The sequence below is a fragment of the Pseudescherichia sp. genome, from assembly GCF_031979925.1.
In the GTDB taxonomy this organism is placed as follows: domain Bacteria; phylum Pseudomonadota; class Gammaproteobacteria; order Enterobacterales; family Enterobacteriaceae; genus Pseudescherichia.
This window is the reverse complement of record NZ_DALZFB010000006.1, coordinates 167,623-189,178: the sequence shown is the minus strand read 5'-3', so window position 1 is coordinate 189,178 and position 21,556 is coordinate 167,623. Positions and strand designations below refer to the sequence as shown.

General features: G+C 52.9%; 39 protein-coding genes and 1 pseudogene. 21 read left to right on the top strand and 19 right to left on the bottom strand.

The features are described 5' to 3' along the window. The first annotated feature begins 22 nt into the window (after positions 1–22). From tssF to mqo, 6 genes are all read left to right on the top strand, one after another. Positions 23–1,786: a type VI secretion system baseplate subunit TssF gene (gene tssF, locus RTM13_RS12890; RefSeq protein WP_312212392.1), complete on the top strand. Its 1,764-nt coding sequence runs from the start codon at positions 23–25 to the stop codon at positions 1,784–1,786. Further along, entirely contained in the window at positions 1,750–2,835 is a 1,086-nt protein-coding gene (gene tssG, locus RTM13_RS12885; protein WP_312212391.1) for a type VI secretion system baseplate subunit TssG, read from the top strand. The genes tssF and tssG overlap by 37 nt, the downstream gene beginning before the upstream one ends. Further along, positions 2,822–3,358 carry a type VI secretion system lipoprotein TssJ gene (gene tssJ / locus RTM13_RS12880; protein ID WP_312212390.1) on the top strand — a complete coding sequence of 179 codons (537 nt, stop codon included), beginning with the start codon at positions 2,822–2,824 and terminating at the stop codon, positions 3,356–3,358. The genes tssG and tssJ overlap by 14 nt, the downstream gene beginning before the upstream one ends. A gap of 1 nt (position 3,359) precedes the next feature. Next, positions 3,360–3,833 carry a type VI secretion system baseplate subunit TssE gene (tssE, locus tag RTM13_RS12875; protein WP_312212389.1) on the top strand — a complete coding sequence of 158 codons (474 nt, stop codon included), beginning with the start codon at positions 3,360–3,362 and terminating at the stop codon, positions 3,831–3,833. Between the two features lie 7 nt (positions 3,834–3,840). Continuing rightward, positions 3,841–5,100 carry a VasL domain-containing protein gene (locus RTM13_RS12870; RefSeq protein ID WP_312212388.1) on the top strand — a complete coding sequence of 420 codons (1,260 nt, stop codon included), beginning with the start codon at positions 3,841–3,843 and terminating at the stop codon, positions 5,098–5,100. A gap of 112 nt (positions 5,101–5,212) precedes the next feature. Beyond that, on the top strand, positions 5,213–6,859 hold the full coding sequence (mqo, locus tag RTM13_RS12865) for a malate dehydrogenase (quinone) (RefSeq protein WP_312212387.1): 1,647 nt from the start codon (positions 5,213–5,215) through the stop codon (positions 6,857–6,859). 323 nt (positions 6,860–7,182) lie between these two features. On the opposite strand, the gene RTM13_RS12860 is transcribed toward mqo, so the two are convergent. The 19 genes and pseudogenes from RTM13_RS12860 to RTM13_RS12770 form a co-directional block, all read right to left on the bottom strand. Beyond that, entirely contained in the window at positions 7,183–7,386 is a 204-nt protein-coding gene (locus tag RTM13_RS12860) for an AlpA family transcriptional regulator (RefSeq protein ID WP_312212386.1), read from the bottom strand. Positions 7,387–7,524: 138 nt separating this feature from the next. After that, entirely contained in the window at positions 7,525–7,758 is a 234-nt protein-coding gene (locus RTM13_RS12855) for a hypothetical protein (RefSeq protein ID WP_312212385.1), read from the bottom strand. 35 nt (positions 7,759–7,793) lie between these two features. Then, complete coding sequence (locus RTM13_RS12850) at positions 7,794–7,967, bottom strand: hypothetical protein (protein ID WP_312212384.1); 174 nt, start codon at positions 7,965–7,967, stop codon at positions 7,794–7,796. Beyond that, entirely contained in the window at positions 7,964–8,422 is a 459-nt protein-coding gene (locus RTM13_RS12845) for a hypothetical protein (RefSeq protein WP_312212383.1), read from the bottom strand. The genes RTM13_RS12850 and RTM13_RS12845 overlap by 4 nt, the downstream gene beginning before the upstream one ends. Further along, positions 8,419–8,784, bottom strand: coding sequence for a phage protein NinX family protein (locus RTM13_RS12840; protein WP_312212382.1), 366 nt, complete (start codon positions 8,782–8,784; stop codon positions 8,419–8,421). The genes RTM13_RS12845 and RTM13_RS12840 overlap by 4 nt, the downstream gene beginning before the upstream one ends. Beyond that, a complete protein-coding gene (locus RTM13_RS12835; protein ID WP_312212381.1) occupies positions 8,784–8,987 on the bottom strand; it encodes a hypothetical protein in 204 nt (67 codons plus the stop codon). The genes RTM13_RS12840 and RTM13_RS12835 overlap by 1 nt, the downstream gene beginning before the upstream one ends. After that, positions 8,978–9,208, bottom strand: coding sequence for a TraR/DksA family transcriptional regulator (locus tag RTM13_RS12830; RefSeq protein WP_312212380.1), 231 nt, complete (start codon positions 9,206–9,208; stop codon positions 8,978–8,980). Before RTM13_RS12830 ends, RTM13_RS12835 begins: the two co-directional genes overlap by 10 nt. Beyond that, complete coding sequence (locus RTM13_RS12825) at positions 9,205–9,363, bottom strand: DUF1317 family protein (RefSeq protein WP_312212379.1); 159 nt, start codon at positions 9,361–9,363, stop codon at positions 9,205–9,207. The genes RTM13_RS12830 and RTM13_RS12825 overlap by 4 nt, the downstream gene beginning before the upstream one ends. Beyond that, complete coding sequence (locus RTM13_RS12820; RefSeq protein ID WP_312212378.1) at positions 9,360–9,794, bottom strand: regulator; 435 nt, start codon at positions 9,792–9,794, stop codon at positions 9,360–9,362. The genes RTM13_RS12825 and RTM13_RS12820 overlap by 4 nt, the downstream gene beginning before the upstream one ends. Beyond that, positions 9,791–10,414 (bottom strand): YqaJ viral recombinase family protein, encoded by a 624-nt coding sequence (locus RTM13_RS12815; RefSeq protein ID WP_312212377.1) that lies wholly within the window; start codon positions 10,412–10,414, stop codon positions 9,791–9,793. Before RTM13_RS12815 ends, RTM13_RS12820 begins: the two co-directional genes overlap by 4 nt. A 368-nt stretch (positions 10,415–10,782) precedes the next feature. Then, positions 10,783–10,914 (bottom strand): annotated as a pseudogene (locus RTM13_RS12810) (hypothetical protein); the annotation flags it as partial. Further along, positions 10,914–11,210 carry a host-nuclease inhibitor Gam family protein gene (locus RTM13_RS12805; protein WP_312212376.1) on the bottom strand — a complete coding sequence of 99 codons (297 nt, stop codon included), beginning with the start codon at positions 11,208–11,210 and terminating at the stop codon, positions 10,914–10,916. The gene RTM13_RS12805 and the pseudogene RTM13_RS12810, both read right to left, overlap by 1 nt. A 64-nt stretch (positions 11,211–11,274) precedes the next feature. After that, positions 11,275–11,574, bottom strand: a complete 300-nt coding sequence (locus RTM13_RS12800) for a hypothetical protein (RefSeq protein WP_312212375.1) — start codon at positions 11,572–11,574, stop codon at positions 11,275–11,277. After that, the gene (locus tag RTM13_RS12795) at positions 11,561–11,734 is read right to left on the bottom strand and encodes a host cell division inhibitory peptide Kil (RefSeq protein ID WP_312212374.1); all 174 of its coding nucleotides are present in this window, start codon (positions 11,732–11,734) and stop codon (positions 11,561–11,563) included. Before RTM13_RS12795 ends, RTM13_RS12800 begins: the two co-directional genes overlap by 14 nt. Continuing rightward, entirely contained in the window at positions 11,731–11,919 is a 189-nt protein-coding gene (locus RTM13_RS12790) for a hypothetical protein (protein WP_312212373.1), read from the bottom strand. Before RTM13_RS12790 ends, RTM13_RS12795 begins: the two co-directional genes overlap by 4 nt. A 314-nt stretch (positions 11,920–12,233) precedes the next feature. Further along, on the bottom strand, positions 12,234–12,401 hold the full coding sequence (locus RTM13_RS12785; RefSeq protein ID WP_312212372.1) for a hypothetical protein: 168 nt from the start codon (positions 12,399–12,401) through the stop codon (positions 12,234–12,236). A gap of 75 nt (positions 12,402–12,476) precedes the next feature. Next, the gene (locus tag RTM13_RS12780; protein WP_312212371.1) at positions 12,477–13,109 is read right to left on the bottom strand and encodes a hypothetical protein; all 633 of its coding nucleotides are present in this window, start codon (positions 13,107–13,109) and stop codon (positions 12,477–12,479) included. 204 nt (positions 13,110–13,313) lie between these two features. After that, complete coding sequence (locus RTM13_RS12775) at positions 13,314–13,637, bottom strand: antitermination protein N (protein ID WP_312212370.1); 324 nt, start codon at positions 13,635–13,637, stop codon at positions 13,314–13,316. 311 nt (positions 13,638–13,948) lie between these two features. Continuing rightward, positions 13,949–14,599: a S24 family peptidase gene (locus tag RTM13_RS12770; RefSeq protein WP_312212369.1), complete on the bottom strand. Its 651-nt coding sequence runs from the start codon at positions 14,597–14,599 to the stop codon at positions 13,949–13,951. An 81-nt stretch (positions 14,600–14,680) separates the two neighbouring features. On the opposite strand from RTM13_RS12770, the gene RTM13_RS12765 reads away from it, so the two are divergent. From RTM13_RS12765 to RTM13_RS12695, 15 genes are all read left to right on the top strand, one after another. Then, entirely contained in the window at positions 14,681–14,866 is a 186-nt protein-coding gene (locus tag RTM13_RS12765) for a Cro/CI family transcriptional regulator (RefSeq protein WP_312212368.1), read from the top strand. 133 nt (positions 14,867–14,999) lie between these two features. Continuing rightward, entirely contained in the window at positions 15,000–15,299 is a 300-nt protein-coding gene (locus RTM13_RS12760; protein WP_312212367.1) for a CII family transcriptional regulator, read from the top strand. 21 nt (positions 15,300–15,320) lie between these two features. Beyond that, positions 15,321–15,470: a hypothetical protein gene (locus tag RTM13_RS12755; protein WP_312212366.1), complete on the top strand. Its 150-nt coding sequence runs from the start codon at positions 15,321–15,323 to the stop codon at positions 15,468–15,470. Further along, entirely contained in the window at positions 15,463–16,350 is an 888-nt protein-coding gene (locus RTM13_RS12750) for a replication protein (protein WP_312212365.1), read from the top strand. The genes RTM13_RS12755 and RTM13_RS12750 overlap by 8 nt, the downstream gene beginning before the upstream one ends. After that, positions 16,350–17,696: a replicative DNA helicase gene (locus RTM13_RS12745; protein WP_312212364.1), complete on the top strand. Its 1,347-nt coding sequence runs from the start codon at positions 16,350–16,352 to the stop codon at positions 17,694–17,696. The genes RTM13_RS12750 and RTM13_RS12745 overlap by 1 nt, the downstream gene beginning before the upstream one ends. Beyond that, positions 17,697–17,996 (top strand): helix-turn-helix domain-containing protein, encoded by a 300-nt coding sequence (locus RTM13_RS12740; RefSeq protein ID WP_312212363.1) that lies wholly within the window; start codon positions 17,697–17,699, stop codon positions 17,994–17,996. Beyond that, positions 17,993–18,292, top strand: a complete 300-nt coding sequence (locus RTM13_RS12735) for a hypothetical protein (RefSeq protein ID WP_312212362.1) — start codon at positions 17,993–17,995, stop codon at positions 18,290–18,292. The genes RTM13_RS12740 and RTM13_RS12735 overlap by 4 nt, the downstream gene beginning before the upstream one ends. Then, positions 18,289–18,477, top strand: coding sequence for a hypothetical protein (locus tag RTM13_RS12730; protein WP_312212361.1), 189 nt, complete (start codon positions 18,289–18,291; stop codon positions 18,475–18,477). The genes RTM13_RS12735 and RTM13_RS12730 overlap by 4 nt, the downstream gene beginning before the upstream one ends. Next, positions 18,474–18,881, top strand: coding sequence for a hypothetical protein (locus RTM13_RS12725; RefSeq protein WP_312212360.1), 408 nt, complete (start codon positions 18,474–18,476; stop codon positions 18,879–18,881). The genes RTM13_RS12730 and RTM13_RS12725 overlap by 4 nt, the downstream gene beginning before the upstream one ends. Then, the gene (locus RTM13_RS12720; RefSeq protein WP_312212359.1) at positions 18,878–19,267 is read left to right on the top strand and encodes an ead/Ea22-like family protein; all 390 of its coding nucleotides are present in this window, start codon (positions 18,878–18,880) and stop codon (positions 19,265–19,267) included. The genes RTM13_RS12725 and RTM13_RS12720 overlap by 4 nt, the downstream gene beginning before the upstream one ends. Next, the gene (locus RTM13_RS12715; protein ID WP_312212430.1) at positions 19,267–19,686 is read left to right on the top strand and encodes an HNH endonuclease signature motif containing protein; all 420 of its coding nucleotides are present in this window, start codon (positions 19,267–19,269) and stop codon (positions 19,684–19,686) included. The genes RTM13_RS12720 and RTM13_RS12715 overlap by 1 nt, the downstream gene beginning before the upstream one ends. Continuing rightward, positions 19,683–20,759 carry an HNH endonuclease gene (locus RTM13_RS12710; RefSeq protein WP_312212358.1) on the top strand — a complete coding sequence of 359 codons (1,077 nt, stop codon included), beginning with the start codon at positions 19,683–19,685 and terminating at the stop codon, positions 20,757–20,759. Before RTM13_RS12715 ends, RTM13_RS12710 begins: the two co-directional genes overlap by 4 nt. Then, the gene (locus tag RTM13_RS12705; protein ID WP_312212357.1) at positions 20,759–20,908 is read left to right on the top strand and encodes a hypothetical protein; all 150 of its coding nucleotides are present in this window, start codon (positions 20,759–20,761) and stop codon (positions 20,906–20,908) included. Before RTM13_RS12710 ends, RTM13_RS12705 begins: the two co-directional genes overlap by 1 nt. Before the next feature lie 80 nt (positions 20,909–20,988). Next, positions 20,989–21,246 carry a lF-82 gene (locus RTM13_RS12700; RefSeq protein ID WP_312212356.1) on the top strand — a complete coding sequence of 86 codons (258 nt, stop codon included), beginning with the start codon at positions 20,989–20,991 and terminating at the stop codon, positions 21,244–21,246. 81 nt (positions 21,247–21,327) lie between these two features. Then, positions 21,328–21,534: a hypothetical protein gene (locus RTM13_RS12695; protein WP_312212355.1), complete on the top strand. Its 207-nt coding sequence runs from the start codon at positions 21,328–21,330 to the stop codon at positions 21,532–21,534. The last annotated feature ends 22 nt before the right edge of the window (positions 21,535–21,556 follow it).

Sequence of the window (21,556 nt, the reverse complement as noted above, 5' to 3'; positions counted from 1 at the left end):
TTTTTGGATTTTAAGAAAATAAATGGACGATTTAACCCTGCGTTATTTTGACGCCGAAATGCGTTACCTGCGTGAGGCGGGTGAAGAGTTTGCGCTTGCTCATCCTGACCGGGCGGCGAGCTTAAACCTCGACAAAGCGGGCGCACGCGATCCGTACGTGGAGCGCCTGTTTGAAGGTTTTGCCTTCCTGATGGGGCGGCTGCGCGAAAAGTTGGATGATAACCTGCCTGAGCTTACCGGTGGGCTGGTGAGTATGATATGGCCGCACTATCTGCGCACCATTCCGTCGCTCTCTATCGTGGAGTTCGCCACTGACTGGCGGGAGATGAAAGAGCCGGTCAGGATAGAGAAGGGCTTTGAGGTGCTCTCCCAGCCTGTCGGCGAAAAACGGACGCGGTGTCGCTATACCACTACGCAGCCGCTGACCCTGCTGCCGATGTCGCTCTCCCGTGCTGGGGTGTCCACCGATCCGGACGGACGTTCCGTTATCACGCTGCGCCTGGAGTGCGGTCCGCTGGCAAACTGGCGCGAAATTGATTTAAGCCGTATTCCGCTCTACCTCAATGCGGATGCGCCCCTGGCGGGTGCATTACATGAAGCGCTAACCCTGAACGTGGCGAATATTGGCCTGCGTTTTCCGGGAGAGGTGGACAGACACCCGCTGGCTGCGCATTTTGCCGTCTGTGGTTTCGGTAAAGATGACGCCCTGCTGCCAAAAGCGGACAGCAGCTTCAGCGGTTATCAGCTGTTGCTGGAGTATTTCACCTTCCGCGAGAAGTTTATGGCGGTCAGCCTGCGTGGGCTGGATAGCGTCTCGCTGCCGGAGGCGACGCCATGGCTGGAGATTGATGTGGTGCTGAATAAACAGTGGCCGCATGAATTTCCCATCTCGGAAAAACAGCTGCGCCTGCACTGCTCGCCGGTGATTAACCTCTTCCCGCTGGAGTCGGATCCGCTGCACCTGGATCCCCTGTGCACTGAATATCTGCTGCGTCCAATGCGTGTTCAGGATGGCCACACGGAGATTTACGCTGTCGATTCAGTCACCTCCTCACGGCATAGCGGGCATCAGGTGTACGTGCCGTTTACCAGTTTCCGCCATAAAGGGGGAATGCTGCGCCACGATGCGCCGGAGCACTACTACCACACCCGCGTCAAGCGCGGCCCTTCCGGGCTGTATGACACCTGGCTCATCCTCGGCGGTGAGGCATTCGATAACCATACCGTCCCGGATGATGAAAAGCTCTCCCTGAATCTGATCGGCACCAACGGTCAGCTGCCGCGCCGGGCGCTGCAGAGCACGCTGCTCGACACCACCGTCAAGTCTACCGCCTCGCGCATTCGCGTGCGTAATCTCTGCGCGCCGACGTTGCCGTGCTATCCCCCGGACCAGGACCGTTTCCACTGGCGGGTGCTGAGCCATCTGGGCAGCAGTTTTCTGTGGATGATGGATAACGCGGATGTCCTGCGCGGAGCGCTGTCGCTCTATGACTGGACGGATAACGAAATGAACCGCCGTCGCCTGGCTGCCATCATCGACGTGAATCACAGTGAAACCGAACGCTTTGAGCAGGGACATCTGATGCGGGGTGTGCAGATTGAGGTGACGCTGGACGGCAACGGCTTTGCGGGTCACGGCGATGTCTGCCTGTTCGGTGAAATGCTCAACCGCTTTTTTGCCCTCTACACCGATATCCACCTCTTTAATCGCCTGATACTGATTGTACAACCCACCGGAGAGCGACTCGAATGGCAGGAGAATCACAACCGCCGCATTCCCGGCTAAGCGCCCGGCTTGAGCGGGATATTCACCGGGTTAATTTCTACCGCTTTTGCCAGCTGCTGGAAAAAGCTAACCCGGACATGCCGCCGCTGGGCTCCACCCTGACCCCCGCGAGCGATCCGGTTCGCTTTCGTCCGCATCCGGGCATGGGATTTCCGGTCAGCGAACTGAAAGCGGTGGAGTACGACGAAGGCAACCCGGACGCGCCGCCGACGGTGCGCACCACCTTTAACGGCCTGTATGGCGTAGACTCGCCGCTGCCGACGGCCTGGCTGGATGATATCGCCCAGCGGCGCGAAGGATATGAAGCCCAGATGGCGTTTCTGGACATCTTTAACCACCGCATCCTGACGCAGTTCTACCGTATCTGGCGCAAATATTCGTACCCGGCGACCTTTGAGCCTGGTGGTACGGACAGTACGTCGCAGAGCCTGCTGGGGCTTATCGGGCTGGGCATTCCCGGAACCGGAAAACATATTGCGACGCCGGTATCACGCTTTCTGGCGCTGCTCGGCATCATGCGCCTGCCTGCGCGAACCGAAGAGGGGATTCAGGCGCTGGTGAAACTGCTGGCACCGCATACCCAGGCTACGGTCACACCCTACGATCCGCGCACGGTAGTTATCGACAGGCCGCTGGGCTTCTACGGTGAGGAGGACTTTCTCCTCGACGGCTACACGATCCTCGGTGATGAGATGACGGACATCAGCAGCCAGCTGCTGATAGCGCTGTATACGGGCAATGAAGAGGAAGCGCAGGGCTGGCTGCCAGGCGGGCAGTGCTATGACGACTTTCTTGTTCTGCTGCGGGTGTATCTCGGCTGGCGCTATAAAGCACGTATTGAACTAACGGTGCCGACGCAGCTTTTGCCGGCCCCCGTGCTGGACGAAACGCCGTTTATTCTCGGCATGACCGGGGTTCTGGGAATGGAGGGCGAAACGGTTCCGCCGGATCTGCCAGCCACCTTTACCACTGAGTTGGGCAGCTACTGCGGTATGCCGTCTGCCGTCACACAACAAGGAAACCAGCGTGTTATATATGCATTTGATTAAAACCCAGTACCTTCCTCTGCTGATAGTCCCGGTGCTGCTGAGCGGTTGCGGTCTGACCCAGACGGTCAGCGACGATACCTCATCCGCGATAAAGTCGATTTTTTACAGGCAGGTAAAAACCCTGCATCTGGATCTTACCGCCCGAGAGGCGCTGAACACCGATAGCGTGGAGGATGTCTCGCTCTCCGAACCAGTGATGATTCGGGTTTACCAGCTTAAAGATCGTAAGACGTTTGACAAAACGGTGTATCAGCAGCTGGCAAAGGATGCCGAAAGCGCGCTGGGCGCGGATGTGCTTGCCAGCCGCAGCATGGTGGTGAAACCCGGCGCAGATCTCAGCCTGAATATGCCGCTGGACGAACAGGCGCAGTTTGTTGCCATCGTTGGCCTGTTCCGGGCGCCGGACGAGGCGAAGAACGACTGGCGGCTCGTCCTCACTCGTGACGAGCTTGACCCGGATAAACCGCGCATTATCGAAGCTGACAATAACCGCATAACGCTGCAACCCATGAAGGAGGAGTGAGATGCCCGCACGTCATAACGCCCCGTCGCTCTATGAGACGCTCTATGGCAACTTTAGCGGTGGACTTGATCTGCACCAGGTCAGCGAGCAAGACCAGATGATTTTATCGGTACTGGACAATATGCAGCGCATCCTTAACTGCCGCGCCGGAACGCTGGCGCATCTCCCGGACTATGGCCTGCCGGATATGACGAAAATCCTGCAAGGGATGCCCGGCACCGCTCATGAACTGATGAACACCCTCTCTGGTGTGCTGCTGAAATACGAACCGAGGCTGCAAAGCCTTAGTGTGGTCCTGCTGGAGCAGACGCAGCCCGGTGAGCTGCGCTACGGCGTGGATGCCGAGCTGAAGGGCATTGGTCTGGTGCGCTACGGTACGCAATTTATGCCGGAGGGAAAGGTGCTCATCCGGCATCTTAAACAACAACAGTATCTGGACTCCCGGGCGGCAGTCCGATCTCATTACCTGGGCTGAACAGCAGATGAATATACACTCTGAATACTATCTAAAGATCGGCGGCGATCCGCGAACCTTTCCCGATTATGCCGTATTGTGTGATGAACTCGGCAAGCTGACCCATCCGGCGCGTCCGGATGTGGCTTGGCAGCGGGTGGAGATGCTGTGCCTGTCGCTGTTTGAGCGCAACGGCGTAGAGTTACGGTCTCTGGCCTGGTACACCCTGGCGAGAACCCACCTGTCAGGACTTTTAGGTCTGAATGAGGGGCTGGCCCTGCTGGAAGCGCTGCTGGCGCATCAGTGGCGTAATCTGTGGCCGCAGGCGGTGCATGCGCGGGTGGAGATCCTGAGTAGTCTGAGCAAACGTCTGCAACAGGTGCTGCGAATGCAGACGTTCACCTTTGCCGATCTGAGTAAACTCTACCAGGCCGAGCAGCACCTGACCCACATCGGTGACGTGCTACAACGCCTTGAGCTGAAGCATCTCAGTCAAAGTGATGCACTGCGTTTACAGCTGCATCATGCGGCACTGCGGCTTGAGACAGATGAGCACGGCGGAGCCAGGCAGGCCACGCCGCCTGTTTCCACAAGCAGAATCCGCGTAGGGTCAGAGCAGGGGAGGCCCACCGACAAGCAGTGGATTTTTGTTGTGCAATCGGATCGGGGGAGGGGTAACGCACATGCCGATCGTCGCTGGAGAGCGTATATTGCCGGCCTGTTCACTATGCTGGTGGTAGGGAGTGCCTCGCTGTGGGGCTGGCAATATCTTCATCGTCCAAAACCGCTGGATATGCAGCCGAAAGCGGTTATTCTCCGCACGCAGCAGCAGATCGAACGCTTCTCCCGGCTGCCGCCGGATAATGCTCTCCGCCAGCAGGCCATGCTGATACATCAGCTACAAAAGCTTTTCCCCGCAGACCCGGCAGTAAAACAGTTTATCCATCAGTGGCAACAACAGCTCAGCGCCGCGTCCCTGCCGATGGAGAGTCTGAGCGGCTGGCATCAGGGGATGACGCAGTTGAAACAGCTAACAGATCGTTTGAATAGTCTGGATGAACAGCATGGCAAGTATATGACCGTGAGCGAGCTTAAGTCGCAGGTATTTGCTATTACGCAGGCGTTCAATCAGATGCCACCGGTGGAGGAGAATCTGCGGCAGATAGCAGCCCAGCAGCAGGATGGGAAGGTTTCTCCGGCGCTTAAACAACAGGCGGAAGTCCATCTGAATCAGTTATTAATCCGCTTTTTCAGTACACAGGAGCCGGGTGCTTCTGGCTCGTTCTAATTCCATACACTCTGTATGGTTGTTAATAATTTGTTCAATAATACTTTAAATTGTTAATTAATCCGTTAAAATAATCGCCTATTTGTTCAAATTAAGTTGATTGCAATAACAGATGTCACATTTCAGAAAAGTAGTTCCCGCTTTTTCGCTTATCGCGATGCTTGTTGCTTCTAATGTCCATGCTGAAGACACTGCCGAGAAAACAGACGTACTGTTGATTGGCGGCGGTATCATGAGCGCCTCTCTGGGTACGCTGTTACAGGAGCTTCAGCCTGACTGGAAACAGGTCATGGTTGAGAAACTGGACGGCGTTGCGCTGGAGTCCTCCAACGGTTGGAATAACGCCGGTACGGGTCACTCTGCCAACATGGAACTGAACTACACGCCTGAGCGTGCAGACGGTTCGATTGACGTGACCAAAGCGCTGGAGATCAACGAAGCGTTCATGATCTCGCGCCAGTTCTGGTCATCTCAGGTGAAGCGCGGCGTGCTGAACGATCCGCACTCCTTCATCAACTCCACCCCGCACATGAGCTTTGTCTGGGGCGACAACGTTGACTATCTGACCAAGCGCTACGCGGCATTGCAGCAGACGACCCTGTTCCAGGGGATGCAGTTCTCTACCGACCAGCAGCAGATCAAAAAATGGGCGCCGCTAATCATTGAAGGCCGCGATCCGCAGCAGCGCGTTGCCGCTACCTGGACCCCGGTCGGTACCGACGTTAACTATGGCGAGATCACCCGTCAGCTGGTGGGCAGCCTGAAAAAGACCAGCAACTTTAAGCTGGAAACCGGCTCAGAGGTGACTGATTTTGAACGTAACGGTGACAACTCCTGGCACGTAACTATTACCGACGTGAAGAGCGGCAAAGAGCGTGCGGTTGACGCGAAGTATGTCTTTATCGGTGCCGGCGGCGGCGCGCTGAAGCTGCTGCAAAAAACCGGTATCCCGGAAGCGGAAAACTATGCAGGCTTCCCGGTAGGCGGTTCGTTCCTGGTGACCGAGAATCCGGAAATTACCCGTCAGCACACCGAGAAAGTCTACGGTCAGGCTTCCGTGGGCGCACCGCCGATGTCGGTTCCGCACCTGGATGCCCGTTACCTCGATGGCAAACGCGTAGTGCTGTTTGGGCCGTTCGCGACCTTCTCCACTAAATTCCTGAAGCAGGGTTCGTTCTTTGACCTGCTGAGCACCACGACCACCAAGAACGTGATCCCAATGACCGATGTCGGTCTGGATAACTTCGACCTGGTGAAATACCTGATTGGTCAGGTGATGCTGAGCGAAGATGACCGCTTTGAGGCGCTGAAAGAGTACTATCCGTCGGCGCGTAAAGAGGACTGGAAACTGATCCAGGCAGGCCAGCGCGTGCAGATCATCAAGAAAGACGCAGAGAAAGGCGGCGTGCTAAAACTCGGTACCGAAATCGTTACCGATCAGCAGAAAACCCTGGCGGCACTGCTCGGCGCATCGCCTGGCGCATCCACCGCAGCGCCTATCTCTATCAACGTGATCAAGCAGCTCTTCCCGGCGCAGTTTACCTCTCCGCAGTGGCAGGAAAAACTGCACACCATCGTGCCGACCTACGGCCAGAAGCTGAATGGTAACGTGGCGCTCACCCAGCAGGTTTGGGATGAAACTGCCTCTACGCTGAATCTGACCAAACCGCCGGTCATTCAGATGAAGGACGCGGCGCAGTCCATGCCGCAGGCAAAACCGGCTGAAGCCGCACCTGCCCAGCATGACATGGCGCTGTAAGCGTTAAACTCTTATGTCAGCCCCCGCCGCGATGCGCCGGGGGCTTTTTTTATGGGGTTCTTGGGCGTGTTGCAAGCAGCGGCATCAGAGAATGAGCTGAACGCATTGCTTGGATAATAATGTGCTGGAGTATGGGAAGTTGCTGGTTACGAAAAACGTTTCAAAGCCTTGTGCAGCGTGAGATGTCTGGGATTTTTAGAGGTAGGAAAAAGTGTTCAAAGTGTCCCCTGCAAACATCAAATAAATTAGATAAGTGCAGGGAATATAAGAGAAAATAAAAGTGGGTGTAAAATTGTGCCCGCAATTGTGCCCGCAAAGGCAACTCACGATGCTTTTCTTTGAGGAGAGAGGTGGCTGAATTTCCAGTTCTGGTAGTCGGCATATAGCCAGCGAGATGAGCGGCCGTATTTGATTGGCTTTGGCAGCCTGCCGCACTTGATTTGGTCATAGAAGTATTTGGCGGTGTAGCCAGCATCCTCGATCATGAACTTCATGTCAATGAGTGAGTCTTCGCGTAATTCTCTCATCGTTTATCCTCCTGGCAAAAAGAAGCCCCGACTAGCGGGGCAATTACATCAATCCGAACTCTGACGCCAGTCTCCTGTGTCAGAGCGGTGCGGGATTGCACCCAACAGCCTACTCAGTGAGTGGGCTGTAAGTTGCCATCAGTCGTCATCGTCATCATCATCCCAATCCTCGTCGTAATATGGCGCTGCAAGGAGTGGGTTGGTTGCGGAAAGCATTTCGCTGGCTGACCCTTGGCGCTGGAGTCGTCGTAATGCCTCGTACAATTCGAATGCTTCAGTGCGCTCTTTGCCGATATCGAGAGAGCATGCAACTTTATGCGCCTCCGTAACTAAGGCGGATAACTGGCTCCGTATATCTTGGATGGTGCTCATATTGCCTCCATTAAAAAAGCCGCTGTGTTAGCGGCTCATTCGACGTTTACGCAACCCATAAGGTCTGTGATTGCGTCCCTTTCCTGCTGCTGCATCTCACCACCGCCACGCCCAAGCGCCTCTGCCAATGCGTCATAGCAAAATGTTGCCTCTTCATAGCTCATAGAGATGAATACGCATTCCTCTTCGTTGTCATATCTGGCAATCACTGCTCACCTCCTTTCGCCAGCGCGTCATACTGGTTAGGTGTTGTGTCGATGGGGTGGTTTATGGCGTCCTGCAATCTGTCCAACAGCACATACTCCCTGATAGGGTATCCTTCCTTAGCCCAGCCGTGAGCTTCAGATGATGATGCGGTGTAGCAGTATGGCGAGCCACTCTTTAATTGCAGCTCATACAAGTCAGCTACCGGCACGAACATGAAGCCGCTATCTGATGACTGATTGAGGCGCTCTGCGATATCTCCAACCTCCTGTTCGAGCTTTTTAGCGATGGCTAACAGCTCGCTATCCTGTCCCTGCTCAGCCTTAAGCGCCTCCCTGCTTGCCTGCCATGCCATCCAGAAGCCATATTTGATATGCGGCACAATATCGGTGTATTTCGATGACTTTAAATGCTTATACTCTCGCTCAAACCACGACTCAAACTGCTCGCGTTCGCTCATTTGGCCTCCTGAAGCTGCAAGTAGACGATCATTGCTGCCCGGAGCGGCTTGTCGTAGCTGACACTGACAATCGGGTTGGCATCATCAAACAAGTCCCGCGCGTTAGCTGTAGCACAAGGCATTGTTGGGTTATCCAGAATGATGCTGATGTTTTTTTCGGTGATAATCGGCCATGCGGCGGCGGCGTTGTTGCAGTAGTCAGCTGCGGCGATGCAAACCAACTCACCCTTCTTGTCTGCAAAAACTGTAACTTCATTTCGGGCAGGCATGCTCCTGACAACCTCAAGGCCTTCCCTGTCGATAAATACTGACTCAGCCACGGCCTTATTAATCTCAAAATCTGACATCTTGCTGTAATCCATCACACCGGCTCCTCTGCTTCAGAAAGAATGTTGTCAGTGGTGAAAACGGACATTTCTAAATAGCCATCAGCCATGCGGATAATCATGTTGTGAAGCGGCACTCCGTCACACTTGCGGTTGTAGGTTGAGTGATACTCCGCCCGTGAGTGCTGCATCCACTCATCCTGATTAACGTTGTAAATCTTGCCTTTCGTTAGCTCCATCGCACACCTACCTGCTTATTCTTCAGTTCAATTTCTTCCTGGCACGATGCGCATGTCCGGCATCCCGGCACAGCTTCACGCCGCGCCTGTGGGATATCCTCATCGCACTCTCTACAGTGCGTCGCTGATACTGCGTTGCGGTCTATGCGATGTGCTGCAATGGCCTGCTCGCGAAGAAGCTCTTCAAGCTCGCTGGCTTGGTCGATGATTTCGGGACTCATGCTGCCTCCTGCCTATTGCAATATTCCTCAGCAAGTCTCTGCGCCTTTAATGGGTTGCAGATAATCTCACCCCATGGCATTAACCAGCCGTTAGGCCCAACAATGAACGTTAGGCGCAGACCATAAACAACGATGTCATCATGTGAATGGGTCATAGCACAGCCTCGAATTCGTCAATGTACAGCCCGGCCTTAATGAGGCGGGCGCGTCGCTCAGCTTTCTCTATGCATTCTTCACGAAGCCCTCTGGCGCAGTAGCCGAAAGACTTTTTCGTGAACAGGCGAGACTTTGGATTCTGAGGTATAACTACCGCCGGAGGCTTAACGAGCGCGAAGTGGCGATCGGTAATTCCGTCTTCGGTTTTCCATGTCGGTGATGCTTCAATCTTTGCTACATGACCTGCGCCGCGAGTAAGTGTGTGTGCTGCGCTATGATTGAATTCCTGGAGGGTAACGTCGAACACTGCGGCTATTTCACTTCCTGTGACTGGTCGGCCGCGCGTCTGAATCATCCATATGACGCGTTCCTTAACTCCGGTGAATGTTCCAGCCTTTCCCGGCCGGCGGTAGAATGCTGTTCGCTTCATACATCCTCCAGTATCCTTTTCTTCACTTCGGAAACGAGGTTGATAAATTCAGAACGCCTTTCTCGCAGACGCTCAATTTCATTCACGAATTCATCAGCGTGAAGCCGGTACACAATTAGTTGCTTATTATCGGGAAAATCTGAGCAGAAGCTTGTGAAGTCAACCCAGTCCCTGCCAGAGCAATCAAGGTGCCCGATTAGTTGCCACCGATATGCCGGGTCGAATGAGCCTCGCGTGAGCGTTGCGTAATGAGTGGAGGCGATGACTGATTTTATTTCTATTAACCCATCACTACCCACCAGTCCGTCAGGACTGTCACCATAAGTTACGTGATCGAAGAAGCCACCATTATCGACATTGATGAAGTTCATCTCTTCGTACAGCATACGTGCAATAGGCTCCTGCTCGTGACCTCGCTCCATGTGATCATTTGAGAATGCAAACTCAGATTTACAGCCTTTAATTTGTTCAAGAGCTAATTGCAGCGCGTATCTTTTGGCTGGTTCGCCGAAAGCCTTGCCATCGTTTGCCATAATTAGCCCGTAATTCGATGCAGTGGCTTTTCCCAGCCTTAGTGCGTCCCATTGTTCGCTATTTTGCTCAACGTCATGCCATATCATGCCTCGCACTCCTTCATGAGTTGGTTGCGGTGAGCTTCTGAAATGTCCATGCGAGACATGACGGCTTCAAGGTTTCCATCACGCTTGAATGCCGCCTTAGCGTTATTCCATGCCTGTGTTTTATCCGGAGTAAGGAGTGGTTTGGTTATTCGGGCCGGGCTGATGCGCAGCCCCTCAACAGATTCCTTTCCGAAGCGGACATTCTTGTCCACGAATACCGTTACTTTCACGCCTGCCCAATCCTCCAGGAATGGTGATCCGGTAATGCCTTTCAGCATCTTGCTGTTGGTGGCATTCAGGATCATCGGTTTTAACTTCTCGCCCGGGCGTAATTCCCGCTCTTCGAAATAGGCCGTGTTGAAGACGTCCTTTGTCTTTTTTGTTTTATCTACTTCCAGCGTGGCGCGAGATATGGTGAGCACTGTCGGCTCCACAATGTCCGCCGCGCTTAGGTAAGGGGAGTCAAAAGCTTTTCGGTAGTGAGTCTTTTGTTCGCTCATCATTGCGCCTCTTCGATATCAATCTGATGCTTTGCAATTACCCCGGCCATGTAGCTGATGTGCTCAGCCATGCGCTCCTGAAAGTCGACGTCATCGTCAAACGCCAGGGAGATTGCCTGCGCGCTCACGCCAGCACGCTGAAGGTTATCGATGCACAGGGCTTCAAAATGGCGCTGGAAAAGAACCTTCTCGATATCCTGAGCAAGCTCATCTTCTTTCTCTTCGCGAGCAACCTGCTGGTAATGGCGCTTCCAGTCCTGCGCCTCGATTCTGTCCTGTGCGTAATATGCGTTCATAGCTCAACTCCTGGGTGAGCGAGGGCAGCCGCGTAGTGGCTGCCGGGGTGGAAATAGGGTGGTGTTACTTGCCGAGGGCTTTGTTGATGGCGTCCTGCGATTTCTCAAGCGCCGAGTTCATTGCAGATGAGTTTCTTACGCCATACAGTGTTGCAATAAACAAGCTTTGGAGGGCCTCCAGTAATTCAGGAGCTGCGGCGATGAGGCGCATATTGGCGTTGTATTCATCAGTTAGCTTTCCGCCCGTACGTTCTGGTCTGTGACAAATCGCTTTGTACCAGACGCTGTCAAATTCTGTCCCTACTGCATCACAGCACAGGCCAGCTACCTCCCAAGGACCCGGCGTGCCTTCAAACTTGTCCATGCTCACCCCCACGCTGATTCGAATTACCGCGATACCACGGCATGCCAGCGGCCTTCTTCATCTCTTCGTTGGCTTCCATCCACTTGGCACCATTGCGTTGAGCTTTGGCGTCACGGGCTTTCTGCTGGGCCATGCGGAGTAACTGGTGATTGATCGTCATGCCTTCATCTCCGTAATTTGCCCGAAGCCAGCAATCTGCATCTGCCGGCGGGTGAGCTTTATCTTGTTGCGGGGTTTATCAACATCAGTTAGCTTCCAGATGTCCCCTGCCAGCGGTGTGACGCGATACAGCGTGTTGAGGTGGATGACGGTAAGAGGACTGCCGCCAATCTCGATAGTGGACATAATCATCTCCCCGCTTATCGCCGCGGCGCGGAACGTTGAACAATTAACTCGCGTGTCTGTTGCCAAAAAAGAAGCCCACTCGAAAGCAGGATTTTGTTTGGGCAAAAAGAAACCCGCCGGAGCGGGTCTGTTTATCGAAGGCTTTGGCAGATTTCCTCTGCGATATCCTCAGTATCTTCGTCGTAATTGCTGGCTAACTCATCAACGAAGTCATGCCAGTTATCTTCCAAAAACTTCAATACGTACGGCGCATAGCAATCTTCAACCGTCTTACTAATCCTCTTTCCCCTCTCTGTATAAGAAACCCGACCAGGCTACTTGGCAGCCAGCATCGCTTGCCAGATGAATACCACGGCATCTTCCAGCTCAGAGTCATCGTCTACCTGATCTGCGATATCCGGGAACTCTTCGAGCAGCTGCTGAATGCCTGCCGCAATTTGCTCTTCGGTAGGCTGTAAATCGACTTCGTACTTGAATTCCATATCTCACCCTCTGTTAGATTTGCCGTCAGCCCCTCGTGAAGAGAGGCAGCCAATAAAAAAGGCCGCCTAAGCGACCTATTTGACTGAACGAATTGTTGTCCATGACACCGAATGCTCCGCTGTCAGTTTGAATGTTCGTTCGCACTCATGGCACTCATGCTCTTCATCACAGGCGTCGTATGATTCATCGGTGTTTATTTCAGCCTTACACCATGGGCAGCGCGCTTCATTTTCGTGCCAAAAATCCATCTCATCATATTCATCATCAGGAACTATCCGCGCCTCAGCTTCTGCGAGACGCTTTTTGTTAATCTGTTCCTGACAGTCATTGCAACGCCATCCGCCACGGCAACCCCAAACAGCACCAACCCCATCAATGCCAGGAGATTTCGTTGCATGCTCTCTATCTACACCGCAATCAACGCAGACATCATGCTTGTCACAGCGAACATAGTCCCAGTCCTTGGGTGAGCCATTGCAATGGCTGCATCCTTCAACCCAGTGCCACACACCATCAATTTCCTTTGAATACCAACTCTTTTCTGGTGGCGTTATTTCAAAGTCGCATTCCTGGATGCACTTCCCGCCCTGGACAATCCGTTTCCCGAACCTCTGAACCTTGCCACTTCTTGCCCGTTCAATTCCTGAGAAGAGGCGAGGGTCGTTAATGACGTCTCGAATAATCTCACCATCAATTCTGCTGACCATCACCATCACCTCAAACAAGTGGAGTAGATTTGCCGTCAGCCCCTAAGGAGCTGCTGTAGAAATGCTGACGCCGTGCATCGCGTATCTGTCTCAGCTGATGCTCTGTAGCGCCTTTGTGATGCTTGCTGATGTGACACACCGGTGTGCGTGGGTCGAACTCAACGCCGCACACCGGGCAACGAATGGCGTTTTTCATGGGTCGCCTCAGATGAGAGGTATAGATTTGCCTTTTTGCTTCTGGCGGCCGACACAGGTAACTCCACGGGCACCCGGCTTGCTGTACCAGACCTTGTGATTTCTGCGCTCAATCGTGCTGGTGCGGTTTTCCAGCTGCTCCCGGTACTCAGACAGCACCGTGAGGTCAATAGGGTTCACAGCGGCTTCTACGCGTGATTTAGGCTTGCGACTCAGTGACAGCACCGGGCGGCTATCAGGCTTAGCGCTAACCCCAACTAACAGGGGGTTTGCAGCTTTCCACTCTGCCTGTTTCTCAGCGCGGCGGTCACGGCGACGATCTTGTGCGTTCATACATCCTCCTGTCAGTTAGCTTTGGTGTAGGTCAGGGCGGCACCACATCGTTAACCCGCCAGGTCACATATCTGACCTACCCAAAGCTTTCTGCTTTGAACACTGCGCTTTTTCAGCGCCAGATTTTTAAGAGCCCCACCGTCCTAGTGAGTAGTGCGTCCTGCTGATGGGGTTAATTTAAGCGTTCTTAAGAAGTAGTGCAAGTGCTTTTCTTTAGAAATCTTAAATTAATTGGCGTGAAGAATTTAAGTTTCTGAAAACTAAGACAATAAAAAACCCGCGGAAGCGGGTTTGATTTAAGAAGAAGGGGGTTAACGCCTGCGGCGGTACTTCCTGTGCTCCATCATTGTTCCAACAATGCGGATAGGAACAGAGTCAGATCGGAGGGTAGGGTAGTCATCATTTAATGGAACAAGTTCAAACACTTCCTGCCCGTCAATGATGCCTCTGGGCCGGTATTTCTTAAAGAGAGCTTCCTCTTCACCATTTTTCGCTACAACGAAATCACCAGGCAATGGGTAGACGTTAGGGTCGATAACGACCGCATCACCCTCGCTGAAATCAGGCTCCATAGAGCGGCCTTTGATGATCAGCGTGAAAGCAGCGTCTGAAAGTTCCAGGTTAGTCTGCAAGTACTCGATGTTCCCCTCCAAATCCCTTATGGTCGATTCAGCGGTCCATTCCCCAGCCTGAACATAGCTCAGGATAGGGACAAGCTTTGTATCGGCAGCAGCTGGCTCTACATTTGACGGCGAGTCTTCACCGTACAGGATGTACTCCGGTGCGCACTGCAAAGCTTTTGCCAGGGAAAGAAGGTTGTCTCCTTTTGGATTCGTCTTGTCATCTTCCCATTGAGATATGGCACCGCCTTTGACCCCAACTTTCGTTCCTAGCGATACCTGTGTCAACCGCAATTCTTTTCTGCGCTTGCGTATGCGCGTGCCGATAGTTTCATTTTTCATAGTTAAGACATCTTAAGAGTTGTTGACTTAAGATTCCTTTTGTTGAATAATTTAAGAACGCTTAAGAGAAAGGACGTGGACATGTACAAGAAAGAAGTCATTGCCCACTTCGGGAGCCAAAGAGCAGTAGCTCAAGCATTGCGGATCAGCGATGCAGCGGTTTCGCAGTGGAAAGAAGTCATCCCCGAAAAGGATGCGTACCGACTGGAGGCTATTACAGCCGGTGCATTGAAGTATCAGGAACAGTCTTACCGCAAGGTCGCCTAGCACTACCCGCTCTTACACATCTCTCGCTGAAAAAGCGATCACTACAAAAGTCAAAATTCATGGCTTTGTCCGCACTGGGCAAGGCCTAAACGCATATTAACTAAACCAACTTAACTAACAGGAATTATCACAAATGGATTCCACAACGACACGAAACAAAACCCAGGCGCGAAAAATAGAGTCCTGGTTACTGAATCAGATCGCCATGCGCGGCGCTACCAACATTGCTAAGGCGATGGGCATGGACAAGTCAGGCATTACCCGCTGGAAAGAGACGATGTTACCGAAGGTGGCGATGCTGCTTGCGGTGCTGGAATGGGGAGTGGTTGACGACGATATGGCGAGACTGGCGCAGGAAGTAGCAGCGCTACTCACAAAGAAAAAACGCCCGGCGGCAACCGAGCGTTCTGAACAGATAACGATTGATTTTTAAGACCTCAATCAGGAGCTAATTATGGCAAATCCAAAGCGTTTTTACCAGGACGAAGTTCATAAGAACGTCATCCGTGTTCGTTTCCTCCGAAATGTAAGCCAGGTAACCGCCGCGAAGCTGCGAGAACTCCTGACCAAGTGCAAAGCTAAGAAGGAAGCGGATCATGAGTAACGTAGCCTATGACAACGTCGCATTGTTAAGGCCTCATCTGGAGGTCGTGGAGCGCAAAGTGGCTGACCTCGATGACGGTTACGCCAGACTTTCCAACATGCTTCTTGAAGAGTACGCCGGGGCTGATCTGACCAAGCGTCAGTTCAAGGTTCTGCTGGCAATCCTGAGAAAGACATATGGCTGGAATAAGCCGATGGACAGAGTCACTGACTCGCAGATCTCAGAGATAGCGAAACTACCTGTCAAGCGGTGCAATGAAGCCAAGTTAGAGCTTGTCCGGATGGGTCTCATCAAGCAGCAGGGCGGCATGTTTGGCCCCAACAAAAACATCTCAGAATGGCGCACCCCTCAAAACGAGGGAATATCCCCTAAAACGAGGGAGAAAACATCCCTCAAATTGAGGGAGTCGTATCCCTCAAAACAGGGGGACACAAAAGACACTATTCAAAAGACAATAAAAACAAATACCCAAACCCACGATGCGGGTTTGGTTGCTGATGAGAAATCTCAAGCACCAACTGAACAAAAACCGCCTCGCACCAGAAAGCCAAAACCATCGACAGCACTTCCTGATTTCGACCGTGAACGACTCAAGCAGACATGGAACACCAAGGCCAAGGCGCTGGGACTTCCAACCCTGCTAAGCGTGACGACCTCTGTCGAGAAGGGTTTATCCCGCCTGTGGGCATCGTACATCAAGCAATGCAAAGAGCTTGGCAAAGAGCCCCGCGATGTGGACACGTTCATCAACGGTTACATCGAGTTTGGCTACAAGCCTACAGACTGGGCCTGCGGTGCCAATCCATCAGGCAAGAAGTACGGCATCGATACCGCGCTCAGGCAGGAAAAGATTGACCAGATTTTGGCGGAGGAGGCCTGATGGAAAGTTACGAATTTGAATACCAGCTCATCGGTTCGATGATCATGAAGGGCGACCACATCGACTGCCGAGACATAGCCGGGAAGCTCCCCGCGGTGGCTTTTGATAACTTCCACCTGCGCAGCATGTACCAGGCAATCGTCACGCTGCTGAACAAGGCCGAGCCAATCGACATGTTCACGGTGCAGGGGGCGGTACCGGCGGCGACAAAGGACTTAGTTCTTGACGTAGCTACCAAGACGATTAGCGCAGCAAACATCCGTGGATGGGCAAAGCGTGTCCGCCAGTGCTGGATGATTCGAAAGGGCGTCGAGGATTTGCAGAACGCGGCAAAGATTCTCGCAGCGGCAGGCACACACGACATCAACGAGCGCATCGCAGAGGCTACAGGCATCGTAGGGCGCTTGCAGTTCGAAACTAACGACAGGCTGCCGCGGCGAATCGCAGACCTCATCCCCGACTATCTGGAAGTGCTGGAAGAGCGCCTGAAGGGTGAGGAGTCAGGTCTGTACCTCAAAACCGGCATCGAACCCATGGATGCCGAGTACGGCGGATTTGACCGAACTGACCTGATCGTCATCGCTGGCCGCCCTGGTATGGGTAAGACAGAGCTGGCAATCAACATCGCTAACTCAATCGGCCGGCAGAAGGGGCGAGGTCTGCTGATATCGATGGAGATGTCCGAAACGCAGGTCGTTGAGCGTCACGTCGCTGATCGTGCTGGCTTATCGGTCGGCGCTCTCCGAAACCCCCTAGGTATGACGCAGGAGCAGTACACAAAGCTCACTGTAGCCACCGGCACACTCCTGGATGAGGAAAACCATGTGCTGGATGAGACGCTAAGCGTTGACGAGATTATATCGCACGCTGAGCGCATGAACATGGACGGCGGCCTTAGCTTTGTTGCCATTGACTACCTCGGCCTGATGAAGAAGCCAAAGGCTGATCGGCATGACCTGGCTATCGCGGATATTACCGGGAAGCTGAAGCAGTTCTCACTGCGCAACAAGATACCAGTCATCCTCCTGTCGCAGCTCAACCGCGGCGTAGAAGGGCGTCCGGATAAGCGACCAAACCTTGCAGATCTGAAGGACTCCGGTGCTATCGAGCAGGATGCGGATGTGATCATCTTTCCCTATAGGGACGAGGTTTATCACGACAACAGCGACATGAAAGGGATAGCCGAAATCATCGTTGGCAAATACCGCTCAGGCCAGCCAAAGACCTTCTACATGGAATGGCGCAACGGCCACTTCGTGAACATCGATCAGCAGGATGCAGCCAACCGCTTTGCAGAGAACGAGCGACAGGCTGCTAAATCCAATTCCTCCAACTGGAGAGGCTAAATGAAACGAATTTCCTACCTTCAGCAAATCATTAGCTACATCGGCGAGCATCCAGGCCGCCACTCAACCGACATCATCGCTGGTACCGGCCTGATTAAATCAACCGTCAACGGCACTCTCAGCAAGCTCGTTATCGCCCAGCGCGTCCGCCGGGAAGGATTTGAGAAGCAGTACCGCTACATCGCCGTTGATAAAACGGCCCCACACGGCAGGACAAAGCCAGAGCCAAAAGCAGAAGGAGTAAACCTCAACGCGATGTTTAACAGCCTGCTCATGGCAGCCCGGGAGAACAGAGCATGAACGAAGCACGCAACACCCGTGAAATCATTGAGCAGGAATATCCAGAATTTCCGGAAACCATCCTCAACGCTGAACTATGTCGCGCCATGGCCCGCATCGAAGGCCGCAGCATCAAGCAGGCACTGAAGGCATTCGCCCGAGACCGTATCGCTAAGGTCGAATCTAAGCCCCTCAAAGGCGCGCTGGAGCAGATGGCGGTCAGCATGTTCCCTGAGACTGAGATAGCCCGTATACGCGCCTGTGTAGGGCGTATGGAATCGGCACTTGTCAAGACATTCGGAGTGAAGAGAGCATGAGCAAACTAACCAAGCCTCAACGCGATTTCCTCATCTCCATCCACAAAGGCGCAGTAGAGCGCAACTCACTAAACGTCACAGCAAACAACTTAAACAAACTAGGCCTGCTCAATTACTCCTACGACACTCGTCAGTGGTACGTAACAGCAGCAGGCATTGAGCAGATTAGCAAGGGGGAAGCATGAGCAACGTAGATCGATACGATTTCGAGGATTACGGCACTCTGGAAAGTGGCGGGCGCTATGTGAAGTATGAAGACTATATCGCATTACAGGCTGAGCGTGATCAGCTGGCGACGGAGAATGCGACGCTGAAAAAGGCTGAGCCTGCACCGTTCAGTAAGCTGATGATGGAAGCACTGGACGCGTATCAGTCTGGCGCTGACGACGTTCCAGAGCTGGCAATGCTGAGCGCCTATACAAAACTTGGAGATGGCATCAAAACACCGGCTACCGACGCCTGGCAGCGCGAGCAGATGGCTAAGGGTGTGGATGCGTTTGGACAGTATCACAATTTCAGTGAAAAACTATTCATTCAGAAAGAGGCGAAAAAGTTCGCCGAGAAGCTGCGCAACGGAGAGGCTGTATGAGCGACAAATACGCAGCGCTGAAACAGGCGGCTGAGAAGGCTACGTCAGGTGAATGGTGCGCCTTCACTGACGCGAGCTCAAAAACTTATTCTGTTCACACGGCTATTGATAACCGCTGTGGGGACATCATTAAGTGGCCTGGTTTCGATGGGCAGAAAAATGCGCGGGCTAACGCTAAATTCATCGCCGCAGCCAACCCTGCGACCATCCTCGAACTGCTGGCAGAGCGTGATGCTGATAAGGCGCGGGTACTCACCATTAACGAAGCCGACGTAATTCATGTCCTGTCAGGATTGCGCCACGCACCCGGTCGCATGATCGCTATTGATACGCTAGCCGAGTATTGCGACGCCTCCGGCATCAGCCTGAAGATTGAGGGGGAATGATGGCGCTCACTAAAAAACAACGTGCTGATTTGCGGCTGAAGTTTGGCGGCCGCTGCGCCTATTGCGGATGTGATCTTCCTGAAAAGGGTTGGCATGCGGATCATGTCGAGGCTGCATTACGGAAATGGGAGTTTGGTCCTCGCCGCCAGGATGGAACACGCCGGACAGTAGCAACAGGCGAACACTGGCGTCCCGAGAATGACGTTATCGGAAACCTATTCCCAGCATGCGCACCTTGCAATCTCTTCAAGGCTACTTTCACCCTGGAGTCTTTTAGAGAGCAAATAGCAGAGCAGACAAAGCGCGCGAGGTTGTACAGCGTCAACTTCCGCACGGCTGAGCGTTTCGGGCTTATCGAGGTGGTAGAGAAGCCAGTGGTTTTCTGGTTCGAGCAATATCAGGCGGAGACTAACCCATGACACTGAGCAAATTAATCGAAAGCGAAGTTGCCGACTTCTTTGCAGGTTTCGGCGGGCCGGGTGAGCCAGATATCCAGAATGGCGAGGCGCAGCAGCAACTAACTACACGCCTGCTGTCACTGCTGGAGCGCCGGGAGAGGGATAAGCAGGAGTCAGGAGAAGAATGGAGAGATGTTGAAGGTACGGATGGGAATTATTCAGTTTCATCCCTCGGTAGATTGAAATCGAACAGGTCGGGTAAATACCTTTCCACAAATTCTCTTATAGGTAGTGGTTATGTGAAAGCAAGCCTTTATGCCAATGGCCAGAGAGTACAAACATCGATACATAGATTGGTTGCCACAGCATTTCTGGATAAGCAGGATGGAAAGGATGAGGTTAACCATATTAACGGAAATAAAACTGACAATAGATACATCAACCTGGAGTGGGTAAGTCGTAGCGAAAATGTAGTGCATGGTTACTATAAGCTTGGTAATAATATTAAGTCACTTATAGCGGCTCCTGTAGATGGCAGCGGACCGTCATTGATTTTCAAATCTGGTGCTGACGCAGAAAAGTATGGGTTTCACTCATCGCATTTATATGCATGCCTTAGGGGTGAGCATAGCCAGCATGGCGGCTATAAATGGAATCACTACAATCCCGCACCGCCAGCGCCGGTAGTGCCTGAATGCTTCATCAAGTTTCACAAAATCATTGAGGAGAGACATCACGGGAGAATGCCGCAGGAAGTGCAGCAGGCTTTTGATGAATGCGCCGCCATGCTCAAGCAACAGTCAATCATTCAGGCCAGTGATGACGCTGCCTCTGGTGCTGAAATCAAGCAACCAGTAAGCAACTCTCCGGAGATTCCGGATGATTGGGTTAAGTGCAGCGAGCGTATGCCTGCTCCTCAGGAACTTATATACATCTATCATCCTGATTACGGTGTGGACGGGGATGTGTGGTACGAAGAGTGCGCTGGCGAATTTAAGTGGGGTGATGATACCAGAGGAAGAGATATCAGCACCGTGACTCATTGGATGGAAATGCCTGGACTACCGGCAGCACCGAAGCAGGAGAGTGAGTGATGTCTAAAATGACTTTCGTTATTGAGTTCGAAGATGGCAAGGAGCCTCCAGTCCATGCTCACATGGAGGCATTCGGCGGTAAGGTGGTTGCGGTTTCATTCAGGGACGCACTGGAAGAAGCTGATTTCGATGAAGACGACGATAGCTAGGATCGTGCGCAAAGCACCTTGACCAAAACCCCTCCTCTGATACTGTATATATAGACAGTAAAATTACAGGGGAGGGGATTATGGGTGGTAAAGATTTAGGCTATGACGTTATCCATCGTGGCGTAACGCAGGACATCATTACGCCGGGCAAATGGATATTCATTCAACGCGCCAAGTTGTACGGCGGCGGGTGGTGGTTTGGTCGCGCATACCATGACGTATTCCTGTTTGAGTTCGATCATCCCACCTCGCTGGGCAGAGGGATTGACTACATTCTGGCGTACGGAAGCACTACGAAACTTCCCAGTTTTGATGACGATTTTCAGCTAGAGCCGTGACGCTTATAGCACGCAAAAGCCATCATTTTCTTGTCACTCGGTGGATACTCTCCGTCCGGATATTACTCTGAGGGGTTGCCAATGAAGGGTGTCATCGAGTGCCAGCATGCGGATGATGCAGAGGTGCTAGAAAAGTTAAAGCATTACGGTTTTGACGCTGAGATAACAGACAGCGTCACGTTTGATGAGGTCAGCGAACCACTTTATGCGGTAACCCATCATGATGGCGTTCTGGTTCTAAATTGCACGTTGAGCGGGCTGATTAATTTCTGTAATTCACGGAAATAAGTTATAATTACTATGCAGCCTG